This window comes from Siphonobacter sp. SORGH_AS_0500 (genome assembly GCF_031453245.1).
Classification (GTDB): Bacteria; Bacteroidota; Bacteroidia; order Cytophagales; family Spirosomataceae; genus Siphonobacter.
Genome location: NZ_JAVIYT010000001.1, coordinates 2,018,168 through 2,041,335, shown reverse-complemented (window position 1 = coordinate 2,041,335; position 23,168 = coordinate 2,018,168). Strand labels below are relative to the sequence as shown.

Annotated in this window: 20 protein-coding genes; 14 read left to right on the top strand and 6 right to left on the bottom strand. The window is 45.3% G+C overall.

Going from position 1 to position 23,168, the window contains the following annotated elements:
- The first annotated feature begins 123 nt into the window (after positions 1-123).
- Positions 124-915, top strand: a complete 792-nt coding sequence (locus QE357_RS08430; protein ID WP_106637711.1) for a queuosine precursor transporter — start codon at positions 124-126, stop codon at positions 913-915.
- A 175-nt stretch (positions 916-1,090) separates the two neighbouring features.
- Here the strand turns inward: QE357_RS08430 and QE357_RS08425 are convergent, their stop codons facing one another.
- Entirely contained in the window at positions 1,091-1,843 is a 753-nt protein-coding gene (locus QE357_RS08425) for an RNA methyltransferase (RefSeq protein ID WP_106637663.1), read from the bottom strand.
- Positions 1,844-1,905: 62 nt separating this feature from the next.
- Between QE357_RS08425 and QE357_RS08420 the strand changes: the two genes are divergently transcribed.
- Both QE357_RS08420 and QE357_RS08415 read left to right on the top strand, forming a co-directional pair.
- Positions 1,906-4,374 (top strand): BamA/TamA family outer membrane protein, encoded by a 2,469-nt coding sequence (locus tag QE357_RS08420; protein WP_309706657.1) that lies wholly within the window; start codon positions 1,906-1,908, stop codon positions 4,372-4,374.
- Between the two features lie 69 nt (positions 4,375-4,443).
- Positions 4,444-4,875 carry a hypothetical protein gene (locus QE357_RS08415; protein WP_106637661.1) on the top strand — a complete coding sequence of 144 codons (432 nt, stop codon included), beginning with the start codon at positions 4,444-4,446 and terminating at the stop codon, positions 4,873-4,875.
- A 31-nt stretch (positions 4,876-4,906) separates the two neighbouring features.
- On the opposite strand, the gene QE357_RS08410 is transcribed toward QE357_RS08415, so the two are convergent.
- Positions 4,907-5,632, bottom strand: a complete 726-nt coding sequence (locus tag QE357_RS08410; RefSeq protein WP_309706656.1) for a hypothetical protein — start codon at positions 5,630-5,632, stop codon at positions 4,907-4,909.
- A gap of 229 nt (positions 5,633-5,861) precedes the next feature.
- On the opposite strand from QE357_RS08410, the gene miaB reads away from it, so the two are divergent.
- The 5 genes from miaB to secG all read left to right on the top strand — a co-directional run bounded on the left by miaB (position 5,862) and on the right by secG (position 10,487).
- Positions 5,862-7,289: a tRNA (N6-isopentenyl adenosine(37)-C2)-methylthiotransferase MiaB gene (miaB, locus tag QE357_RS08405; protein ID WP_307142708.1), complete on the top strand. Its 1,428-nt coding sequence runs from the start codon at positions 5,862-5,864 to the stop codon at positions 7,287-7,289.
- An 87-nt stretch (positions 7,290-7,376) separates the two neighbouring features.
- The gene (locus QE357_RS08400) at positions 7,377-8,666 is read left to right on the top strand and encodes a sigma-54-dependent Fis family transcriptional regulator (RefSeq protein ID WP_106637658.1); all 1,290 of its coding nucleotides are present in this window, start codon (positions 7,377-7,379) and stop codon (positions 8,664-8,666) included.
- On the top strand, positions 8,647-9,174 hold the full coding sequence (locus QE357_RS08395) for an LptE family protein (RefSeq protein ID WP_232793771.1): 528 nt from the start codon (positions 8,647-8,649) through the stop codon (positions 9,172-9,174). Before QE357_RS08400 ends, QE357_RS08395 begins: the two co-directional genes overlap by 20 nt.
- A gap of 202 nt (positions 9,175-9,376) precedes the next feature.
- Entirely contained in the window at positions 9,377-10,090 is a 714-nt protein-coding gene (locus tag QE357_RS08390) for a hypothetical protein (protein ID WP_106637657.1), read from the top strand.
- Between the two features lie 28 nt (positions 10,091-10,118).
- Positions 10,119-10,487 carry a preprotein translocase subunit SecG gene (gene secG / locus QE357_RS08385; protein ID WP_106637656.1) on the top strand — a complete coding sequence of 123 codons (369 nt, stop codon included), beginning with the start codon at positions 10,119-10,121 and terminating at the stop codon, positions 10,485-10,487.
- A 67-nt stretch (positions 10,488-10,554) separates the two neighbouring features.
- On the opposite strand, the gene QE357_RS08380 is transcribed toward secG, so the two are convergent.
- Entirely contained in the window at positions 10,555-11,262 is a 708-nt protein-coding gene (locus QE357_RS08380; protein WP_157830405.1) for a hypothetical protein, read from the bottom strand.
- 237 nt (positions 11,263-11,499) lie between these two features.
- Here QE357_RS08380 and groES point away from each other — a divergent pair, with 237 nt between their 5' ends.
- Together groES and groL are read left to right on the top strand one after the other, a co-directional pair.
- The gene (gene groES / locus QE357_RS08375; RefSeq protein WP_106637654.1) at positions 11,500-11,781 is read left to right on the top strand and encodes a co-chaperone GroES; all 282 of its coding nucleotides are present in this window, start codon (positions 11,500-11,502) and stop codon (positions 11,779-11,781) included.
- Positions 11,782-11,853: 72 nt separating this feature from the next.
- Positions 11,854-13,479, top strand: a complete 1,626-nt coding sequence (gene groL / locus QE357_RS08370) for a chaperonin GroEL (RefSeq protein WP_106637653.1) — start codon at positions 11,854-11,856, stop codon at positions 13,477-13,479.
- A 71-nt stretch (positions 13,480-13,550) separates the two neighbouring features.
- Here the strand turns inward: groL and QE357_RS08365 are convergent, their stop codons facing one another.
- Positions 13,551-15,269: an alpha-amylase family protein gene (locus QE357_RS08365; RefSeq protein ID WP_309706655.1), complete on the bottom strand. Its 1,719-nt coding sequence runs from the start codon at positions 15,267-15,269 to the stop codon at positions 13,551-13,553.
- A gap of 598 nt (positions 15,270-15,867) precedes the next feature.
- On the opposite strand from QE357_RS08365, the gene QE357_RS08360 reads away from it, so the two are divergent.
- Both QE357_RS08360 and QE357_RS08355 read left to right on the top strand, forming a co-directional pair.
- Entirely contained in the window at positions 15,868-17,448 is a 1,581-nt protein-coding gene (locus QE357_RS08360) for a M14 family zinc carboxypeptidase (protein WP_309706654.1), read from the top strand.
- A gap of 126 nt (positions 17,449-17,574) precedes the next feature.
- Entirely contained in the window at positions 17,575-18,432 is an 858-nt protein-coding gene (locus tag QE357_RS08355; protein WP_106637651.1) for a DUF481 domain-containing protein, read from the top strand.
- A 703-nt stretch (positions 18,433-19,135) separates the two neighbouring features.
- Here the strand turns inward: QE357_RS08355 and QE357_RS08350 are convergent.
- Positions 19,136-19,789: an ABC transporter ATP-binding protein gene (locus tag QE357_RS08350; protein ID WP_106637650.1), complete on the bottom strand. Its 654-nt coding sequence runs from the start codon at positions 19,787-19,789 to the stop codon at positions 19,136-19,138.
- A 197-nt stretch (positions 19,790-19,986) separates the two neighbouring features.
- Here QE357_RS08350 and sucC point away from each other — a divergent pair, with 197 nt between their 5' ends.
- Complete coding sequence (sucC, locus tag QE357_RS08345; RefSeq protein ID WP_106637649.1) at positions 19,987-21,186, top strand: ADP-forming succinate--CoA ligase subunit beta; 1,200 nt, start codon at positions 19,987-19,989, stop codon at positions 21,184-21,186.
- 166 nt (positions 21,187-21,352) lie between these two features.
- On the opposite strand, the gene QE357_RS08340 is transcribed toward sucC, so the two are convergent.
- The gene (locus tag QE357_RS08340; protein ID WP_106637648.1) at positions 21,353-22,180 is read right to left on the bottom strand and encodes a M48 family metallopeptidase; all 828 of its coding nucleotides are present in this window, start codon (positions 22,178-22,180) and stop codon (positions 21,353-21,355) included.
- Between the two features lie 170 nt (positions 22,181-22,350).
- Between QE357_RS08340 and QE357_RS08335 the strand changes: the two genes are divergently transcribed.
- A complete protein-coding gene (locus QE357_RS08335; protein ID WP_106637647.1) occupies positions 22,351-22,962 on the top strand; it encodes a fumarylacetoacetate hydrolase family protein in 612 nt (203 codons plus the stop codon).
- Positions 22,963-23,168 lie beyond the last annotated feature (206 nt).

The following is a 23,168-nucleotide window of genomic DNA, read 5'->3' as shown; positions in this document are numbered from 1 at the left end:
TGAATTATATCCATAAACGTTCGCGTCTTTTTACAAGATATTTTGTAAGAAGACGCGAACGTTTTTTCAGGAAAAATGGCTTTCTTGTCAGTTCAGACCGCTTTTCTCAGCTCCCATTTGTATATGAAAGACCAGGCTTTATTTAGCTCTAAACGACAAATTCTTTTCTTCGTTCTGTCGGGATTTTTTATTTGTAACGCCCTGGTTGCGGAAATCATTGGTGGTAAAATTTTCTCCGTCGAAGCCGTTCTGGGCATGAATCCAGCTAATATTCCAACTCCCTGGGGCGATAAATGGTCTTTCAATCAGGCCGCAGGAGCGTTAAACTGGCCCATTGTCTTTATCATCGGCGATATGATTAATGAATACTTTGGTCGAAAAGGCGTTCGCTGGTTATCCTTTCTGACCGCGGGTTTAATTACCTATTCATTTTTCATTATCTACACCGCCACCACCCTACCTCCCGCTCAGTTCTGGATGGATATCAATAAGGGCGATACTAATTTCAATATTGACTTTGCCTACAAAACGATTTTCCGGCAGGGACTCGGCATTATTATCGGTTCAATTACGGCGTTCTTATTAGCTCAATTTCTGGACGTTACGGTCTTCCAATACCTTCGCAAACACACCGGACACAAGCATATCTGGATTCGGGCGACGGGTTCCACACTGGTTTCCCAGCTCATTGACAGCTTCGTTGTCGTTTTCGTAGCCTTTTACATTTTCAGTAACTGGACGGCGAAGCAGGCCCTCTCGGTCGCTCTGAATAATTACCTCTATAAGTTTATTATTTCAATTTTGATGATTCCGGTTTTATACGTTGTACACTACCTGATTGACCGCTGGCTAGGTGAAGATAACGCCCGCAAAATGGCCGACGATGCCGCGACAGAAATGCCCGTTTCGTTTTAGAAAGGAGTTTTGGGGATTACCGCCTATCTCGGCAGTCTCCCGCAGTCGCTCGGCTCTGCCGAGTGACTAACTAGCTCATAGGCCTCTAGCCGGTCTCAGCTAACTAGTTATCTTAATAAGAGCAAACTCCCCAATCCAAAATTAACTTACAGAAGATCCCGCCTGAGGACTATAGTTACGGCTTCACTCCTCGCCGCCAGTTATCCAACACAATCGCCGTTGCAATACCCGCATTCAGCGACTCCGCTTCTCCGAAACGGGGAATTGTTATTTTCTTCGAAACAAACTTCTCATTTTCAGGACGAATCCCATTCGCCTCATTACCGATAACAATGTATCCTGAATCGGCGAATGTCAAGTCATAGATCGACTCTCCACCCAGAAAAGTACCGTAAATAGCTTTCGTCTGTTCCTGCTCTAAAAAAGACTGTAATGATACGTAATACGTCTGAACGCGGGTAAACGATCCCATCGTTGCGGAAATTACCTTGGGATTATACACATCCACGCAGGTTTCCGAGCAAATCACCTTCTTTATACCGTACCAATCCGCAATCCGAATAATAGTGCCCAGGTTTCCGGGATCGCGAATATCATCCAGAATTAAAGCAAATTCCGAGCCTTCCACACGCAGCGGACGGTTCTCTTTCGTTTTAGCAATGGCCAGGGCGGCGTTATTACTTTGCAGCGTTCCAACCTTCTCCAGTTCCGATTCCTCAACCAATTCAAAGGAAAAGGGTTGCTCATCGAGCAGCTTTTGGTTTTCTTTGTAAAATGTGTCCGTGAGAAACAGAGCCTGAATCGTAAAATCAGCCTTTAGTAACTCCAGAACGCTCTTGCCGCCTTCCACTAAAAAAGCTCCCAGCTCCTGCCGGTGTTTTTTTTGTTGAAGTAAGCGAATTTGTTTTTGCCACTTTTGTGAGATCATTATCCCGTATACTTATGCCATTCCTCCAAAGGAACTCTGTTCTTCAGTTTTTGATGATAGGAATGGCTTTTATTAGTTTTTTAGCCGCCTGTACGCGAGGTACCGAATTGCGTCGGGGCGAGTATTTACTCGCCAAACAGACGATCAAAGGTAACAAGGAAATTCCGAATGAAGAGCTGGAGGCCCTGTTACCCCAGGAATCCAACCGCGTGCTGATTACCCAACCCATTACGCCTTTCCTATGGGTTTATCAAATTGCCCGACCTGATTTTCTAAAGTATAAAAAGCCTCGTTTCGAGCAGGAAATTCGGGAGTATCAGGCTGAAATGAATCAACTCCGGAATGGCCCGGATTCCATCCAGTCCAAAAGAACTCTAAAGAAAATTGATCGCCTAAGTCGAAAAATTGACCATAATCGACTCGCCATTGAACAAGGACACTGGTGGATGCGGGTAGTGGGCGAACCTCCGGCCATTATCACCGAAGAAGATGCCCGTCAGAATGCAGCCAACATTCAGGCCTTTTTACGAACCAACCGTGGAATGTTCGATGATTCGGTTCGTTATAAACTGGATACCGTTAAGTTTCGCCGGGTAAAGGTTTTGTACGAAGTGGAGCAGCATAAACCTTACCTGATCGACTCGATTCGTTTAGTTACCCAGGATGCCCGCATTGATAGTCTGATTCGTAATACGCGGGGTATTCGTTTTTTAAGAAAGGGTACCCGCATTGACGAGCGTAATTTCAGTGCCGAACGGGATCGCATCGAAGCCCTCCTCCGCGATCAGGGATACTACGGATTCACAAAGGAAAACATCACCTTCACGGGCACCTACGACACCTCGCTGGCCGAGCCGATGAAACACCACATGCAAGTGACCATGGTGATTGATTCGATGCCCGCTCAGTACCCGTACTTCAAGATTAATGCGGTTACCTTTGTTGTGGATGGCCGGGACGGAACCGAAACCAATCCGAGTATTGACTCTACCAGCTTCCGGGGGATTCGGTACATCTTTGCTGGAAGAAAATATTCTACTAAACTGCTGGATAGTAAGGTCAAGGTAAGACCTAACATGACCTATAGCCAGACCTTAAACAACGAAACCCTGCGGATGCTGGGGACGCTGGATCAGTTTAAATTTCCCAACATTACCTACGATACTACGGCTGACGGTACCTTAAATGCTCTGATTTTTGCTCAGTCTTTGCAACGCTATGAGTTATCCTCGGAGGTGGGTATGAACGTGTATCAGGGACTGCCGGGCCCCTTCCTTAACGGAGCCTTACGGATTCGTAATATTTTTCAGGGACTGGAAACCCTGGAAATTGCCGGGAAAGCGGGGTATGACGGACAGCCAGGCTTCACCCAAAGCTCTCAGAACCTGGCCTTTAAAGATCAGAACTTTGAAGCAGGCATTAATACTTCGCTCATTTTCCCGCAGCTGTTATTACCCGCCAGCATGCGAATTCGGTATGCGAACAGTACACCCCGCACACAGGTCGGGATTGGTTATTCGTTCAGTGATCGAAAAGATTTTCGCCGGACGGGTTTGAAATTGGCCGTGAACTATTCCTGGCAGATTTCACCGAAGGAGACCTTCTATTTCAGCCCGATTGACATTAACCTGATTAATACGAGCCGCCAGTCATCCGAATTTGAAGCCTTTTTAAGAGAGCAGCAACTTGCGGGTAATAACCTGATTTACACCTTTAATCGCTCTTTTGTTTCGAGCATCAGTGGTTCTTACGTTTATAATGATAACAACCTGAACCTGAATACGTTTCGAAAAACAAAGTACCTGCGAATTTTCATGGAATCGGGTGGAACGACACTTAATTTGCTTTCACAAAAAGCTCAGCAGGCACTAACGGATAATGAAAACTTACGCTTTTATAAATTCCTGAAAACCAGCGTCGATTACCGCCTTTACGTGCCTTTGCGTCGTCGGGGGCGTTCGATGTTTGTCTTCCGGGGCTTCGGGGGCCTGGGCTGGGAATATTCGAAAAACGGCGGCATTCTCCCTTACGAAAAAGCCTTTTTTGCCGGTGGAGCCAACTCCATGCGGGGCTGGAATCCGCGTAAATTAGGTCTGGGCGGACGGGCGGCCAGTTACGATACGCTGAAATCGGGAGTTGTAGTGCCAAGCTATAAATTCGAACGTCCGGGCGGTTTGCAGTTGGAGTTTAATGCGGAATGGCGATTCCCCTTATTTAAACTTTTTGGCGATTTCAACGGAGCTTTATTCGTTGATGCGGGTAACGTCTGGTTACTACGTCAAGGTCAGGAAGAAGAAATTTTCAAAGTAAAATCTTTCATTGGTCAAACCGCTCTGGACGCGGGTTTTGGCCTCCGTTTTGATAAATCATTTTTCATCCTGCGAGCCGACTGGGGTATTAAACTCTACGAACCTTCCCGCCCCCGTCTGGATGGTGGCACGGGCCAATGGGTCATCAAAGATTTATTCAGCGAACGTCTGGAAAACCGATATAGGCCTCAGTTGCGATTTGGGATTGGGTATCCATTCTAAACGCATGATCAATCTGAAAACTGATATTACTTAGCGATTGCTATTATCCTGCGTTTTACTATTGCGTTTATGGATCATACGCGGATTGCCTTCCTAGTAAGTAATAGCATTGCCATTAGTATGGCTGTGTGCAGTTTAAAAAATGTCACCCTGGCTCGCTATTGTTACGCCGTTATGTTTTTTGCGGCAGCGATAGTTAATGCCTATACTGCTTTCACCACGCCCGAAGCTTACCAATCTTTTGCTGATTTTGCTTTCTTCTCTTTCTACAAAGTCTTTATCAATGGCTTTTTTAAATCGCACGCTACTACCCTTTTGCTATTCATAGTCGCAGGTCAGTTGGTTATTGCTATTTCATTAGTGAAGAAATCTTTAACCATAGGTTGCTGGGGAGGTATTTTATTCTTCTTTTGCATCTCCCCCCTTGGCTTTGCGGCTGCGTTTCCTTCGCCTTTATTCTGGATAGTGGGGTTATTTATTATTTACCGGAAGTCCTTATAGCCTTCTTGGGAAAGTATTTTGTTCGAGCGAATTAACCCTTGGTTATGACGAGCTTTCGTTGGTAATTCCAGATCACATTATCCAGTAATCTTGGATTCATCTCGTACCCCTGCTCACACAGCAAGTTCGACGCCTCTGCTAGTAGGTTCTGAGATTCCGTAAGTGTACATTTTCTACCAACTATATCCTCAAGAAAGGCTTCTACCATTCGGTCAGGTTTAATAAGCGTATCGTTACCAGCCAGCATGAAAAAGTAAGAAAGGCAAATTCCACTAGCTTGACCGGGAATCCTTTTTATATCCTTCTTAAAATCCCCGTTACCGATCAGCTTAGTTACATCCTGAAAATAGTCAACTTCATATTTTACTAATACCTCAAGGAAAAGGTTAACCGCTTCGGCTTTTAGAATTCCGTTTTGACTAGAGGTGCGTTGCTTGTTACCATATACGTGAGTTGCCAGTTCTTCAGGGGTGTGATTTGCTAACTTTCTCCGAAATTCAGTAATCGAAATCTGATCGGCAGTACTTTTAGGTTCAGATCCAAATTCGCGGTAGGTGGTATTATGGAAGAAACCTTTTATTCGAGTCACAACATTACGCACCGATTCATATTTTACTCCCATAGAAAACACACTATCAACCACGCATAAAGGCAGATGAGCATAATAGTATTCCCGGTCCAATTTTGCTTGATCTAAGTCAGTAAAGTTGTTTAGGCAAAAATTAGCTACCAATGCAGGAGATGTAGAGTGATTCATCGTAAAGTTGCGTTTTGCTTAGTATGGTACAAAGTATTCGAAGGTTATCATTCAAGCTATTTATCCTCTGAATACCTAATCAGCCTTCCGCTTTTTTAAACAAGTATTTAAAAATCACTTCCTCCTACTGTCTGACAGATTGTCAGTTTTTTTGTAGCTTTGTGGCTTCGTCTGAACTCCATATTTATCACATAAGCCGAAAGCCTGAGGCTCAAGGCTCCGAGCATCCATGAAGACCTTAGAAATTCTAACTCCCGAAGATAAGCAAGGCATTGATCTTCCCCGTTTACTGGAAGATGAACAAGGTGCCCAGGGCAAAAAGAAGTTATATATTGAAAGTTACGGTTGTCAGATGAACTTCTCTGATAGCGAAATCGTAGCTTCCATCATGCGTGAAAAAGGCTTCGCCACGACTTCCAGTCCAGATGATGCCGATTTAGTGTTACTGAATACCTGTGCCATTCGCGATAACGCCGAACAAAAAGTGCGTAATCGGTTAAGTACGTTTGTCAGTCTCAAACGTCGCAAGCCTGATACTACCATTGGCGTGTTGGGTTGTATGGCCGAGCGGCTGAAAGCTAAGTTATTGGAAGAAGAAAAAATTGTGGACATGGTGGTAGGCCCCGATGCTTACCGTGACCTGCCCCGCTTGCTGGAAGAGGTAGAGACGGGCCAGAAAGCCGTGAACGTTTTTCTTTCCAAGGAAGAAACCTACGCCGACATTGCTCCCGTTCGTCTGAATACCAATGGGGTCACCGCGTTTATCAGCATCATGCGGGGTTGTGACAACATGTGCAGCTTTTGCGTAGTGCCCTTTACCCGGGGCCGCGAACGTTCGCGGGATGCTCATTCCATCGTAAAAGAAGCAGAAGAACTGTTCAACCAGGGTTACCGCGAAGTAACACTGCTGGGACAGAACGTAGATAGTTATAAGTGGACTTCCGAAGATGGAACCGAGCACGTCAACTTTGCCCATCTGCTGGAAAAAGTAGCTTTGGTTCACCCTGATTTACGCGTTCGTTTTAGTACCTCGCACCCTAAGGATATTACCGACGAAGTGTTGTACACTATGAAAAAGTACGACAACGTTTGTAACTACATTCACTTGCCCGCTCAAAGTGGTAACTCCCGCGTGCTGAAAATCATGAACCGGACTTATGACCGGGAATGGTACATGAATCGGGTGGATGCCATTCGTCGGATTCTGGGTGAAGACTGCGGTATTTCTCAGGATATGATCGCTGGTTTCTGCACGGAAACGGAAGAAGAACACCGCGATACCCTGACGCTGATGGAGTATGTGAAGTATGACTACGGTTATATGTTCGCTTATTCCGAACGCCCCGGCACACCAGCGGCCAAGAAATTCGTGGACGACATTCCCGAAGAAGTGAAAAAGCGTCGTCTGAATGAAATCATCGCTCTTCAGCAACAACATAGCATGGAGCGTAACCAGATGGCCATTGGTAAAGTACACCGCGTGCTGGTTGAAGGCACATCCAAGCGTTCCACCGAACATTTGCAGGGACGTAACGACCAGAACAAAGTAGTCGTTTTCCCGAAACATCATTTTGAGAAAGGACAATACGTCAACGTATTGGTAACCGATTGCACGGCAGCCACTCTGTTAGGCGAACCCGTTTTATCAGAGGATTGAGTTTGAATAGAGCGGACCGAAAACGCAGGAAGATTTCCGGTCCGCTCTCCCTGTATTTTCTGCTCCTTCACTCTTTACACTATTTGCATGTCGCCTCAAGAAATTCAATCTATAAAATCCCGGTTTGGGATCATTGGCGATTCTACTTCCCTGAATTATGCCATTCAAATTGCGGCTCAGGTGGCACCAACCGACCTGACCGTTCTTATTACCGGTGAAAGTGGTAGTGGGAAAGAATCTTTTTCAAAAATTATTCACCAGCTTTCTACCCGTAAACACGGCCAGTTTATTGCCATCAACTGCGGAGCTATTCCCGAAGGAACCATTGATTCTGAATTATTTGGTCACGAAAAAGGGGCATTTACCGGGGCAGTCGATGCCCGGAAAGGCTATTTTGAAGTAACCGACGGCGGAACTATTTTCCTCGACGAAATTGCAGAAATGCCCCTGAGTACGCAGGCTCGTCTGTTACGGGTGCTGGAAAACAAGGAATTCATTCGGGTAGGTTCGTCCAAAATTATGAAGACGGACGTTCGCGTAGTAGCCGCAACGAATGTGAACCTCATGCAGGCCGTCGAAAAAGGACGTTTTCGGGAAGATTTGTATTACCGGCTCAATACCGTTCCCATTTTTGTTCCGCCGTTGAGAGATCGGGGGAATGATGTTCTCATGTTATTCCGAAAATTCACGGCTGATTTCAGTGAACGCCAGCGGATTCGTCCCATTCAGTTAACCGAAGATGCTCGTGAAGTATTACTAAGTTATCGGTTTCCCGGTAACATTCGTCAACTGAAAAACCTAGCCGAGCAGGTTTCAATTCTGGAAGAAGAGAGACTCGTGAATGGACGTACGCTTCTGAAATACATTCCTGACGCTCAACGCTCTTCGTTACCCGACGTCTTCCGGGATCAGCAATCGCAGAATCAGGATTTCAGTGAACGTGAAATTTTATATAAAGTCCTTTTCGATCTGAAACGCGACGTTACCGAACTGAAAAAGCTTTTCGTTGAAATGGCTCAGAACGGTACCGGAGATGGTGAAATTTTGCGTCAGCACGCCAATCTTTTTCAGGGTGTTCACGACGAACCTGTTAATTTTAGTGAACCCAATACCCCAACGCGGTATTTACCCGTTTCTACTACCAGCAATCAGAGCCCGAGCGTTTTTTCGATTGACTCTTCCAACGAACCGTCCTTTGTGGATGTAACGGAAGAAAGCGAGGACGAATCGCTTTCCCTGGAAAAGAAAGAAAAAGAAATGATCATTAAAGCTCTGCGAAAAAACGGTAATAAACGAAAAAATGCAGCTCAGGCTCTTGGCATCTCCGAACGTACCTTATATCGGAAAATCAAACAGTATGAAATCGACGAAGAGTAAGAGCTTTCGCTCGCTTATCATGGTCCTTTTAATCCCGGTTCTGTTTTCGGGTTGTGGCCCTTATTCCTTCTCTCCGGGCGGGAAGTTATCGTCCGATTTGAAAACGATCACGATTAATAACTTCGTCATGAATGCTGCCGGTGGGCCCGCTACGCTACCAACGACATTCACGGAAAGTTTAAAAGAATATTTCCAGCGAAACACGAGGTTACAATTACGGCCTGAAGGCGACGGAGATCTGGTTCTGGAAGGGGCCATTACTAACTACGAAGTAACGCCTCAGGCTCCAACGGCCCAAGATAAAGCGGGTCTGAACCGGCTGAACATAACGGTAACCGTTCGGTTTACGAATAACAAGGACGAGTCCAGTAACTTTGAACAGCCCTTTTCTTTCTTTCGGGATTTCCCCCAGAATCAAAGTTTAAATCAGGTCGAAGCCCAGTTAATTCCACCCATCCTGGATCAGATTATTCTGGATATTTTCAGTAAAACGGCTGGAGACTGGTAGAAATAGTTATTTTTATTTAAAAAAAGTTGTCCGAAGAATTTTCGGACAACTTTTTTATTTTTAGCTGTTTATAATTTCTTAAATAAACTTTAACTTTAGAATATAGAAGTTTAGTACACAAGCAGACTATTGATTATCGATTCGTGAATGATGTATCTTAGAAGTTAATCTTTTCGAATTTTCCCTGGTGCGGTAGGCAATTATGCAACGTGATACTTTTTCATACCTCGTAACAAATCCGAGCGAACTCTCCTCTGATGATCTGGTTTATCTGGAGCAATTGGTGGAACATTACCCTTTTTGTCAGACTGGACACGTCCTTCTGGCAAAGGGTTACACGCATGACTCGAAGTCAGCCGAGGCGAGCCTGCGTAAAGCAGCGGCCTATGCTCTGAGCCGAAATGCGTTACGTAAATTCATGGAAGGCGATTTTCCTCAATCCACCCCAACGACGGATCAGGCCCTACCCTTCACCCGCCGCCACGCCCGGGAAGTGGTGGAAGTAAGTACCAAACCATTTTTCGAAGAAATTAATCCGGTTCAGGCCCTGCGGGGTCTCGATTATTCGGAAGTCTTGTTAAAAAAGAACGAAGAAAAACCAGAAACCGAACCCCAGGAAAGTAATCCTCTGGATCAGCTTTCTATTATTGACCGCTTCATTCAGGCTGAGCCACGCATTGGGCCCTTACGGGCTAAACTAGGTCAACCCGAAGAAATTCAGGTGGATTTAGCTCAAAAACCACAGCAATCCCATAGCACGCCAGTTACAGAAGCCTACGCGAAAGTTTTGGCTCGTCAGGGAAAAACTGAAAAAGCGATTGAAGTTTATGAAAAACTACAGTTGAAGTTTCCCGAAAAAAAGACGTACTTTGCAGAAAAAATAGAGGCCCTAAAAAACAACCCGCCTTTATCCTAACCGGACATTAATTTTTTACTTTCATAAAATGTTTGCTACTCTGATTATTGCTTCCATCGTATTTGCCGCTTTACTGGTTCTGGTGGTGTTGATTCAAAATCCTAAAGGTGGTGGTCTTTCTCAATTTACGGGAGCAGGTTCACAACAACTTTTTGGTGTAAAGAAAACGGGTGATTTGCTCGAGCAACTGACCTGGGGTTTCGGTGGTGCCATTGCTGTTTTCGCTCTGGCTTCTGTATTCTTCCTGAATGGTCAAAGTGTTTCTTCAGGTATGGATGATGGCCTGGGTAACGTAGCTCCTGCGGCTACCGTACCAGCTCCCCGCCCAACAACGCCTGCTCCGGCAACAACGCCAGCACAACCTGCTCCGGCTCAGCCCGCACAGCCTCAGAAGTAATCGTAAGCTTTCTAGATATAAAGAAAAAGCCCTCGCAAGGAATTGTGAGGGCTTTTTCTTTAGGTGCTTATTCTACTTCCTCGGCGATCTTCTGCCGGGCAATGGGTAATAACGTTTCATCGATAGGATAACCCAGCCTGCTTTCCACCAGATACGAAGCCGGGTTTGGCAGATTCCGATTTTTACGTACTAACTCCAGCTTTATACTCTCAAACGTAGTCGTATAATTCTTTCGTCGAGCTTCCACCAAAGTCGTTTCAACCCGACGTCGGGGTGGAACGTGCGATTCGAAGAGTTGTACGTTATACTGATAAATGCGTAAATCCCGGTTGGTACTTTCGTACACAAACAAATACCCTTCTTTACGAAAAAGCGGCATGATCCCAATCGGTTGAATGGATAACTCCTGCTGAACCGTCTCCAGCAATTCCGTTCCTTTCGAAAGCGTTGAACCGAGTCGCGGGATGGCGTAACTAAGAATATCGTCTAATTCCTGCAACGGAGCTAGTTCTTCAAATTCGCTGGCGTAGGTCAATTGCAGTTTTTCCGGATCGATTCCGATTAATTTTTTCTGAATCTGAGTTGACCATTTCAGTTGCTGTTTCTGCAAAGTCACACTTTCCTGGTAATGATTCTGCAAATCTGACAGTTCAGGGTATAATTTTCTGGCCTGAAACGAGTCGTTGACATGCTGTAGATACCCCAGAAGCTGATATTTTTTGTACTCGAAATCAAGTAATCCATCAGTAATCCAGGTTTTTTGTAACTTTTTCATAAACTCCTGGTTTTCGTTTATCCTTTTCGAAGCTACTTCTTTTTCAGTAATATCCAAATTTTTCTACTTCATCTTTCGAAAGAACTAGGTATTCCTTTGGTTTATAGGCAGTTTTGTGATTTTGGCAGAAGGCTCTGCAAAATTGACAGACTATCTGGTTTGGCACGACAATCATAGGAATGCATACCATAACCAGATGGTTAATCAAAAAAGTTAACAAATCTATCTTACACACATATGTCAGTAAACGTTAAACCTTTGGCAGACCGCGTTCTTGTTGAACCCGCTCCAGCAGAAGAGAAAACTGCATTTGGAATCATCATTCCCGATACGGCCAAAGAAAAACCTCAACGTGGAGTAGTTGTAGCCGTAGGTCCTGGTAAAAAAGATGAGCCTGTTACTGTAAAAGAAGGCGATACCGTATTGTACGGTAAGTATTCTGGTACCGAGATCTCTTCGGACGGCAAAGACTACCTCATCATGCGGGAATCAGACATTCTGGCGATCCTGACTGCTTAATTTTATTTTCCTTTTTACATCACAACGTGAAGATTGCTTCACATTCCAACACATTATAAATTCATTTTAGCTATGGCAAAGGAACTCTTTTTTGACACCGAAGCCCGTGACCGTCTGAAGCGTGGCGTTGACGCTTTAGCTGACGCAGTTAAAGTTACCCTCGGACCTAAAGGCCGTAACGTAATCCTCGATAAAAAATTTGGCTCCCCTACCATTACTAAAGATGGTGTTTCGGTAGCGAAAGAAATCGAGTTGAAAGATGCTCTGGAAAACATGGGTGCTCAGCTCGTGAAAGAAGTAGCTTCTAAAACGGCTGATCAGGCAGGTGACGGAACGACTACTGCAACGGTATTAACGCAGGCGATCTACTCGATCGGGGTTAAAAACGTAGCTGCTGGTGCGAATCCTATGGATTTGAAACGCGGTATTGATAAAGCCGTTGCAAAAGTTGTAGAAAACCTGAAGTCACAATCACGTGCCATCAGCACTTCTAAAGAAATCGCTCAGGTAGCCACTATCTCTGCTAACAACGACCACGAAATCGGTACTATGATTGCTGATGCGATGGACAAAGTTGGTAAAGAAGGGGTTATCACTGTTGAAGAAGCTCGCGGTACTGAAACGGAAGTAAAGACCGTAGAAGGTATGCAGTTTGATCGCGGTTACCTGTCACCTTACTTCGTGACTAACCCCGACAAAATGGAAGCTGATCTGGAGCGTCCTTTCATCCTGATCTCTGAGAAGAAAGTTTCTTCTATGAAAGAACTTCTTCCTGTACTGGAGCAAGTAGCTCAAACCGGTCGTCCTTTAGTAATCATTGCGGAAGACGTGGATGGTGAAGCTCTGGCTACCCTGGTAGTAAACAAAATCCGTGGTGCCCTGAAAGTAGCAGCTGTAAAAGCTCCTGGTTTCGGTGATCGTCGTAAAGCTATGCTGGAAGACATCGCGATCCTGACGGGTGGTACGGTTATCAGCGAAGAGCGTGGTTTCAAACTGGAAAACGCTTCTATCGAATATTTAGGTCAGGCTGAGAAAATCATTATCGACAAAGACAACACGACGATTGTAAACGGCGTGGGTGGCAAAGACGATATCACTGCTCGCGTGAACCAAATCAAAACTCAGATCGAAAACACTACTTCTGATTACGATCGTGAGAAACTTCAGGAACGTCTGGCGAAACTGTCAGGTGGCGTAGCTATCCTGTACATTGGTGCTGCTACTGAAGTAGAAATGAAAGAGAAGAAAGATCGCGTTGACGATGCTCTTCACGCGACTCGTGCTGCGGTTGAAGAAGGTATCGTAGCCGGTGGTGGTGTAGCTCTGATCCGTGCCGTATCGGCTCTGGAAGGTTTCAAAGGCGAAAACGACGACCAAACGACAGGTATCAACATCATCCGTCAGGCGGTTGAATCTCCTCTTCGTACCATTGTAGGTAACGCTGGTGGCGAAGCTTCTGTAGTAATCAATGCCGTGAAACAAGGTACGGGTGACTACGGTTACAATGCTCGCGAAGATCGTTACGAAAACATGATCGAAGCAGGTATCATCGATCCTACGAAAGTAACTCGTCTGGCTCTGGAGAACGCTGCTTCTGTAGCAGGTCTGCTGTTAACTACCGAATGTGTAGTAGCTGACAAGCCTGAAGATAATCCTGCTCCTGCTGCCGGTCCTGGCGGAATGGGTGGCATGATGTAATCTCAGCTTTCCAATATTAATAAAAGCCCCTTCAGAAAACTGAAGGGGCTTTTTGTTGGCTAATATCTAGGTTAATTCAGTCGATACCACTGATACCCATACCCCTCCAGCGTAACCGGATAGGTATCATTGGAAGTGGAGGGTACCGATGCATTACTCATCAGATTTTGCAGCTTTTTACCTTTCCATTCGCTCAAACCCAGCGTAATCGATTTTTTGTCTTTACTGAAATTATGAGCTACGATCACTGATTTTCCTTTCCAGTCGTATTTCATCACCAAAACCTGATCCGTTGAGGCGGGCAAAATCGTCCATTCCCCCAAAGCAATTTCTGGACATTCTTCACGTAGCTTCACTAACTTCTTCACGTGATTCAGTAACGATTTAGGATCTTTTTCCTGAGCACTTACATTCACTTTCTGATAACCATATTCGCCCTGGTTAATAACCGGATGAAAAGGCTGATTAGAAGTAGAAAAACCTGCGTTTTTAGCCGTTGACCATTGCATTGGCGTTCGTACTGAATTTCGTTCTTTCAGACTAAGGTCATCTCCCATGCCAATTTCTTCGCCGTAACGCAAACTAGGTGTGCCTGGTAAAGAGAATAACAAGCTGTACGCCAGATCAATGTGTTTCCGATCATGCAGCATCGGAGCCAGTCGCCGACGAATCCCCCGATCGTATAACTGCATATTCTTCTGAGGTCCAAATCGAGCATAGACCTTTTCGCGGTCTTCATTACTCAGTCGTCCTAAATCAATTTCGTCATGATTTCGCAGGAACCAGGCCCATTGACTCGTCGGAGCAATCTGACGGGTATCCACCAGAGCCTTGATAAATTTCTCGGTATTCTCCGTAGCCAGAGCCGCAAACAAATACTGGTTTGCGTAAAAGTTGAAAATCATCTGAATACCTTCACCATATTTACCGATAAATTTTTCAGTTTCTTTCGGATCGACATTGGCTTCGCCTAAGAGCACAGCCTGCCCATTTTGCCATTGAATAAATTGCCGCAATTGATACAGCAGATCAAACTGCAAGGTTGGATTCTTGATATTGGTTTTGGGGATTTCCATGTAAAATGGCACAGCATCAAGCCGAAACCCAGCAACGCCTAAATCCAGCCAATGCTTGACGATTTTTCTGATCTCCGTTTCAACTTCTGGATTCTGAGCGTTCAGATCCGGTTGAAAATCGTAAAATCGGTGAAAGTAATACTCCTGAGCCAGTGAATCATAAGTCCAGGTTTCTTTTTGCACGCCGGGGAAAACCATTCCGTCATCCGCATCTTTCGGGCGTTCCTTCGACCAAACGTACCAGTTACGATACGGAGAGTTTTTATCCTTCCGGGCCGATTGATACCAGGGATGCTGGTTGGAAGTATGATTAATGACCAAATCCGTAATAATGCGGATGTCACGCTTTTTTGCTTCCTGAATGCACTGTTTAAAATCCTCTTCTGTACCCACTCTGGGGTCAACTTTATAGTAATCGGCAATGTCGTACCCATCGTCTTCCAGTGGTGAAGGATGAAACGGGGCTAACCAGACAACGTTCACTCCCAGTGATTTCAAGTAATCCAGTTGTTGGGTTAATCCTTTGAAATCTCCAAAGCCGTTTCCATCTGAATCTTTAAAAACTTTCACATCCAGGTTATAGATCAGAGCCTTTTTGTACCATAATTCCTGCATGAAATCGGTAGGCAAAGGTGCCGGAGGAGCCGAAGGTTCAGATTGCGAAAAGGCAAGCGTACGGGTAAGAACTGACAGTAGAACTATCCATTTTTTCATAGAGTGCGGAGAAACAGGGTTAAGACCTTTTTTTCATGATTGATTTATCATTTCTCTATAAAAAAATGATACGAACGGTCTTTCCCATACTAATGAAGAGCAAAGAAGGGTGGCTTCGTTACTTGACTTTGAAGAGGCTTATTTTAAGTCTGAATCTTTTGAATATACGGCCCTCTCCTGCCAGCGTGACCGCTGCCAGCTTTTTTCTAGGAGCATTAACTCAGACCATGAAATCATAGCATTGTGAGGAAATGGTTGCTACCAGCAGAAAAGCTGGTCGGGCCACGTTGGTAGCGGCATGACCTACCTATTCTTCCTGCAATAATTTAGATGGCCGCTGCCAGCTTTTTCGCTGGCAGCACTAACCCAGGCCATGAAATCATAGCTATCATGAGGGAGTGGTTGCTGCCAGCATGCCCCGACCAGCTTTTCCGCAAAAAATGAATAGAATTAATTGTTCGCTTACAATCAAAAACTAATGGCGAGTCGTAGAATGCTTTGATTTGGTCGAATTAAATCTTTTTCTTTTCCTCGTTTTTCCTTATTTATGGGTATGAAACGGGTTATTTTCTTCCTCAGCACTTTCTTTACTTGGTCTATGGCCTCCGCCCAACAAACTATTTTCGAGCAGTCGAAAGGAGCCGAAACCCCAACTTACGAGCAGGGTATGGCTTATTTTCAGCAACTGGATCAGCAGTATCCACAGGTTCAGATGCGAACCATGGGGCCAACTGATTCGGGCGAACCCGATGGTGTGGATGCCTGTCAGTTATTACTTCGGAATCTATTAACCGAAAAAGATGGATTAAGGCTGCCAGACCATCTGGTGCTGTGTATAATTCCGTTCTACAATATCGACGGAGCTTTGAATCGGAATTCCTTTAGTCGAGCGAACCAGAATGGGCCTCATGCGTACGGGTTTCGGGCCAATGGGCAGAACTATGATTTAAACCGGGATTTCGTAAAGGCAAATAGTAAAAATGCGACCTCCTTTGCCGAAATTTTTCATCAGGTTGATCCTGATGTATTTGTAGATACGCACGTAAGTAACGGAGCTGATTATCAACACGTCATGACCTTGATTGCCACGCAGCATAGTAAAATGGGCGGTGTTTTAGGGGAGTTCCTGCATACGAAAATGGAGCCTTACCTCTATCAGAAAATGCAGGAGAAGGGTTATCCCATGACTCCATACGTGACGAATTTCGGCCCCAATGTTACCAAGGAAGGATTCAGCGGATTTATTGATTACCCTCGCTACTCAACGGGTTATGCCGCTCTGTTTCAGACGCTGGGATTCATGCCTGAAACACACATGCTGAAGTCTTACGACCAGCGGGTAAAGTCTACGTATGAGTTATTAAAAATCTATCTGGACTTCACAGTAACAAATGCTAACGAAATCCTAACCCTGCGAAAACAAGCCAAAGAAGCCGTGAAAACGCAGCAAATCTTTCCTTTAGCCTGGAAGAAGGACACTACCCGTTCGCGTACGATTGAGTTTCTGGGTTATGAGAATGGGTATAAGCCCAGCGAAGTTTCGGGTCAACCCCGGCTGTATTATGATCGCTCCAAACCTTTTCAGATGAGCGTGCCGTATTATGATTATTTTGTACCGACGGTTACCGTTCAAAAGCCCAAAGCCTACCTTATTCCCCAAGCGTGGTGGCCTGTGATCGAACGTTTGAAAATGAATAAGGTAGTCATGAAGCGTCTGGAAAAAGATCAGACGATGTCTGTGGAAGCCTATCGTATTGAATCTTACCAAACTTCCCCACGAGCGTATGAGGGCCATTACCCGCACACGGACGTGAAAGTGAGTTCAAAAACGCAGGAAATTCATTTCCGAAAAGGTGATTATTACATCGAATGCAATCAGGACAAGAATCGGTATATCATTGAAACGCTGGAACCTACCAGCCCCGAAGGTTTTTTTGCCTGGAACTTCTTTGATTCCATTTTACAGCAAAAAGAAGGGTATTCAGATTATGTTTTCGAAGACCTCGCGGCGGAGTTCCTCAAGACCCATCCCGAAGTAAAAAAGCAACTAGAGGAAAAGCGGGCGAATGATCCTGCCTTTGCTAAAAATGGTCGGGCTCAACTGGATTTTGTGTATCGGCTTTCGCCCTACTACGAACCCGAACACCTCCGTTATCCCGTATATAGAGTACTCCGTTAAAGTCAAAGTTATCGTTATAAAGGTTGAAACCGGGGAAAACATCCTCGGTTTTTCTTCGTTCAGCCTAGTAACTACACGTTCGTTTATCTTCGCTTGCATCCGTCAACACTTACTTATTTAGTGCTTATGAAGTTATTTTCGATCTTACCTTTTCTTCTCATTTCGATGGGCGTTTTTTTCAATGACGCCACCGTTTACGCTCTTGATTTTAAGTCATTACCCGATTCCAGTGCTAATACGAAAGGCGATACCTTACCCCCTGGCGTTGAAAATTTCCCGAGTCTGGTACAGGTAACTCGTCCACCAGCAGATACACTCAAGCATTTTACCTACGCCGTTACACTCGGTGGGGATTATCGTTCGGGTAACGTACAGCGTTCGCTTTATACCATTAATACCTCTTTAGACTACCTGAATCCGAAATCTATCGTTGGATTTTACAGTTCGCCCCGGTATACATACGGACGCATCAGTGGCGAACTTCAGGAACGAGAGTTATTTGTCGATTTCAACACGACGCTCTGGTATAGTCAGAATGATGCCTATTTGATGGCTTTCGGGGTGCACGAAGAAAGTAACCTGCGACAAATTCCAGCTCGGTGGTATGGGGGATCGGGAATTGGCTGGCGAATTTTTGGTGGGAAAAAACGCCCGAATACACTAATTAAGCTTTCTATGACCAATGCTATCGTTTTCGAATATACCGATTTTATTACCATGCAGGACATTCGGGTAATCCGAAACTCAACCCGTGTTCGGATCGGAACGACGCTTAACAAAATGGCTTTCAATAGTACGCTTTTCGTCCAACCCGCTCTGAATGAAGCCAACCTTCGCTGGAGTTCGCTAAGCACGCTGGCGTATGCTTTGGGCAAAAGACTGGCCTTGTCTTTAACTGCCGATCACACCTATGAAAGCGTAGTATTGCCCGGTCGAAGACGAACCGATTTTCACTGGGCCATTGGCTTAACGTTTAAAAACTAGAAAACCGAAGGGCGGCAGATACAAATCTGCCGCCCTTCTTTATTGGTAGAGACGCGACTTTATTGCGTCTGGGTAGAGGTGATTCCTCGCAGTCGCTCGGCTCTGCCGAGTGACGAAATAGATTATAGGCCTCCGGCCGGTGGTATTGAAAATCAATTAGGTCAGGCAATTATTTAGGTTATCCATATTTTTTTTGAATGAGACGGCCAGAGGCCTACAGCTACGTAGTCACTCGGCAGAGCCAAGCGACTGCGGAAGGCGAACCGATTTTCACTGGGCCATTGGCTTGACGTTTAAAAACTAAAAAACCGAAGGGCAGCAGATACAAATCTGCCGCCCTTCTTCATTGGTAGAGACGCGACTTTATTGCGTCTGGGTAGAGGTGATTTTCAATACCACTTAGAGCTTATTTATAGATGTTGCTTCCCCGGATTTCATCCGGGGCTATCCTTGTTTAACCCCTCTGGGGTTATGGATCGTAAACCTATTGTAATAACAACCCCAGCGGGGTTCAATATGAAGAGCCCTGGTCTGGATGGACCCAGGCTGGATAGCCCCGAATGAAATCCGGGGACACGGTTGGTAATTAGGTCCATTCCCGCAGTCGCTCGGCAGAGCCAAGCGACTGCGGGAATTAAATTAAATTCTATCTCCTACCCAGACGCGATGAAGTCGCGTCTCTACCATATTAGGATTAGGCAATCTATTCAGAAACAATTCTTCCGTCCAGCATTTCCAATTTCCGGTCAGCCATCTGGGCTAATTCTTCGTTGTGGGTTACCAATACAAAAGTCTGATTGAGTTCGTCGCGAAGCTGGAAAAATAATTCGTGTAATTCACGAGCATTTTTAGAATCAAGATTACCCGAAGGTTCATCCGCAAATATGACTGCTGGTGCATTAATCAAAGCCCGAGCTACGGCAACTCGTTGTTGCTCGCCGCCCGAAAGCTGGCTGGGGTGATGACTCTCCCGTTGGGCCAATCCAAGCTTCGCTAATAGCATCCGGGCACGCTCTTCGGTTTCTGCCGTTTTCCCAGCAATCCAGGCGGGCATGCATACGTTCTCCAGGGCCGTAAATTCTGGTAACAGATTGTGAAACTGAAAAATAAACCCAATGCGACGATTGCGGAATTCCGCCAGAGCCCGGTCCTTTAGGCTACTAATTTCCTGCCCATCCAGGAAAATCTGACCAGAATCAGGCCGATCCAGGGTGCCTAACAGGTGGAGCAAGGTACTTTTCCCGGCCCCCGAGGCTCCCACGATAGAAACGATTTCTCCGGGCTGAATCTGTAGATCAATTCCTTTCAGGACGGGTAAGGAACCGTATGTTTTTACGAGTTGACGAGCTTCAAGCATATTAAATATATCAGGCAAAAATAGGCCGTAATTCCTCTGTTAATCAGTTCGTTAAATGAATTACACCCGAACCGACGAACGAAGGCAGCTATAGTTTGTTGAGCAAAGTTGTAAAACTTTGTCCAAGATAACTCAAAGACTTTATCGATTTCTGCCTAATTTTCGGGCTGTAAAGTGAAACCTCACTCAACTTCCTAATGAACATACACGAATACCAGGCGAAAGAGATCCTCAAACGTTACGGAGTACGTATTCAGGAGGGCATCGTCGCTGACACACCCGACAAAGCGGTAGAAGTAGCCCGCGAACTCAACATCAAAACGGGTACGAAATGGTTTGTGGTAAAAGCTCAGATCCATGCCGGTGGCCGTGGTAAAGGCGGTGGCGTAAAGCTGGCTAAGAACTACGAAGAAGTCCGTGAGAAATCAGGACAGATTCTGGGCATGCAATTAGTTACCCACCAAACCGGTCCCGAAGGTAAGAAAGTACATAAGATCCTCATCTCTGAAGATGTGTATTACCCCGGAGCTACGGAGCCCAAAGAATTTTATCTGGCTATTCTTTTAGATCGTACCAAAGCTTGTAACGTCATCATGGCGTCTACTGAAGGTGGTATGGATATCGAAGAGGTAGCGGAGCATTCTCCCGAAAAAATCATCAAAGAATGGATCGATCCTAAAGTGGGTCTTCAGGGCTTCCAGGCTCGGAAAATCGCTTTTGCTTTAGGTCTGGAAGGCGATGCTTTCAAAGAAATGGTGAAATTCATCGGCTCTCTCTACAAAGCATATATCGATACGGATGCGTCTCAATTCGAGATTAACCCCGTGTTGAAAACGTCTGATAACAAAATTCTGGCCGTTGATGCAAAAGTTAACCTGGACGACAACGCTCTGTATCGTCACACGGATTTAGCTGAAATGCGTGACGTTCGCGAAGAAGATCCTCTGGAAGTAGAAGCTGGTCACCACAACCTGAACTACGTGAAACTGGACGGCAACATTGGCTGTATGGTAAACGGTGCAGGTTTGGCCATGGCTACGATGGACTTAATCAAGCTTTCCGGTGGTGAGCCTGCTAACTTCCTCGACGTAGGGGGTGGAGCCAACGCTCAGACCGTAGAAGCTGGTTTCCGTATTATCCTGAAAGATCCTAACGTAAAAGCCATCCTGATCAACATCTTCGGTGGTATCGTTCGTTGCGACCGTGTAGCTACGGGTATCGTTGAAGCTTACAAAGCAATCGGTAATATTCCTGTACCTATCGTCGTTCGTCTGCAAGGAACGAACGCGGAAGAAGGAGCAAAAATCATCGACGAGTCAGGTCTGGAAGTACACTCTGCGGTACAATTAAAAGACGCTGCTGACCGTCTGAAAGACGTTTTAGCTACCCAATTCTAAGAAGCTTTCAGTTTGCGGTTCTTAGTTTTCAGTAACTGCAAATCGGATATCTTCAAAATAAAGAAGGCCACTCTTGGAGAGTGGCCTTCTTTATTTTGAATCGTTCGCAATTTCCTTTTTCTACCCAAACCACATTATTCCAACCACTGAAAACTACAAACTAACCCTATCTGCGAGCGTAATACTTCTCCGCTTCAGGTAACAATTTCTTCAAATCGTTAATCCGCTGCTGATCCGAAGGGTGTGAAGATAATAACACGGGAGGTTTCTGAGCATTTTTGCTGGCTTCAGCCATGCGTCCCCAGAAAGTAATAGCCTCTTGGGGATCGTAACCCGCCATCGCCATAAAGATTAAACCCAAGTGATCGGCTTCGCTTTCGTGCTGACGGCTGTATCGCAGAATGGCTAAGTTAGCTCCAATAGGTGCCGCTACGTTAAAAACCGAACTCCAGATGTTATTAGCTCGGGAAGGATTGCTGGCATTTGCCACACCTAAGGCTACCTGTCCACCCGTTAATAACCCCTGAGCTACGTATTGCTGACTTACCCGCTCAGAACCATGCTTGGCAATGGCGTGAGAAATCTCGTGTCCCATTACCGTAGCCAGACCTGCCTCTGTCTTCGTGACAGGCAACAGACCCGTGTAAACAACTACCTTACCACCAGGCATACACCAGGCGTTTACCTGATTATCCTGAACAAGGTTAAACTCCCAGTGATACCCGTCCAGGTATTCAGGGTGTTTGATTTCGTTGAAGTACTTCGTAGCCGCAGCAGCAATTCGCTCCCCTACTTTCTTGACTAGCTGGGTATTAGCGTTACTGTTGGAGATGACTTTGTTAGTATCCAGAAACTGCTTGTAACTTACCAGAGCCTGCTGGTTCATTTCAGCGTCAGATACTAATAATAATTGATTCCGGTTTGAAATAGGGACACGACTACAAGCCCAGACAGTGGCTGCCAGTACAATACCCAGGGCGAAGGTTCTTTTCATGTTGTGGAAATGCTAAAAATGTTACTTACTCATAGAAAATCCTGTACCGAGCCTGTAAAGTATATTTGTTCGCTTAGCTTTGCAGGATGTCTCAGTTAAGGCCGCAAAATTGAGGAATAAAACTCATTCAATTACGCTGGGTTAGTACTGTAATTAAACATTTTTATACTATGCGAATTTTTTGCATCGGGCGAAACTATGCGGAGCATATCGCCGAACTTCAAAACGAACGTCCGACCGATCCTGTCATATTTACGAAACCAGATTCAGCATTATTACGAGAAAACAATCCTTTTTATTTGCCGGACTTTACCGAAGACGTGCACCATGAACTGGAAATTGTTCTTAAAATCAACAAATTAGGTAAGAATATTCCCGTGCAATTCGCGGATAATTATTACGAGGAAATTGCACTGGGTATTGACTTCACTGCCCGGGATATTCAGGCCAAACAAAAGGCCAAAGGTCTGCCCTGGGAAATTGCCAAAGGCTTCGATGGCTCGGCTCCTATTTCGAAGTTCGTACCCAAGAGTCAGTTCGCTGAGTTCCCGAAACTCACCTTCGATTTGAGCGTGAACGGCGAAGTTCGTCAGCAAGGAGACACAACCATGATGCTGTGGTCATTTGGGGAAATCATTGCCTATCTTTCTAAATTCTTTACCCTGAAAATCGGTGACCTGATTTACACAGGAACACCCGCGGGTGTAGGTCAGGTGCATATTGGAGACCGCCTCGTCGGTCGTCTGGAAGGGCAGGAAATGTTCAATTTTGAAATCAAGTAAGCGTTGTAGGTTTTCAGTTAAGTTGCTTTCTATTCTTAATAAGTTAACGTATAACCCAACTTCCCGAAAGTTCAGAACTTTCGGGAAGTTGATCACCTAAGCCTTAACACTTACCTTAAAGGTAAACTTAGGCAACAGGGACATAATGTTGCCAGCAAAAAAGCTGGCAGCGAGAGGCCTGTAGTGTATTTCGATCACAAACCCCT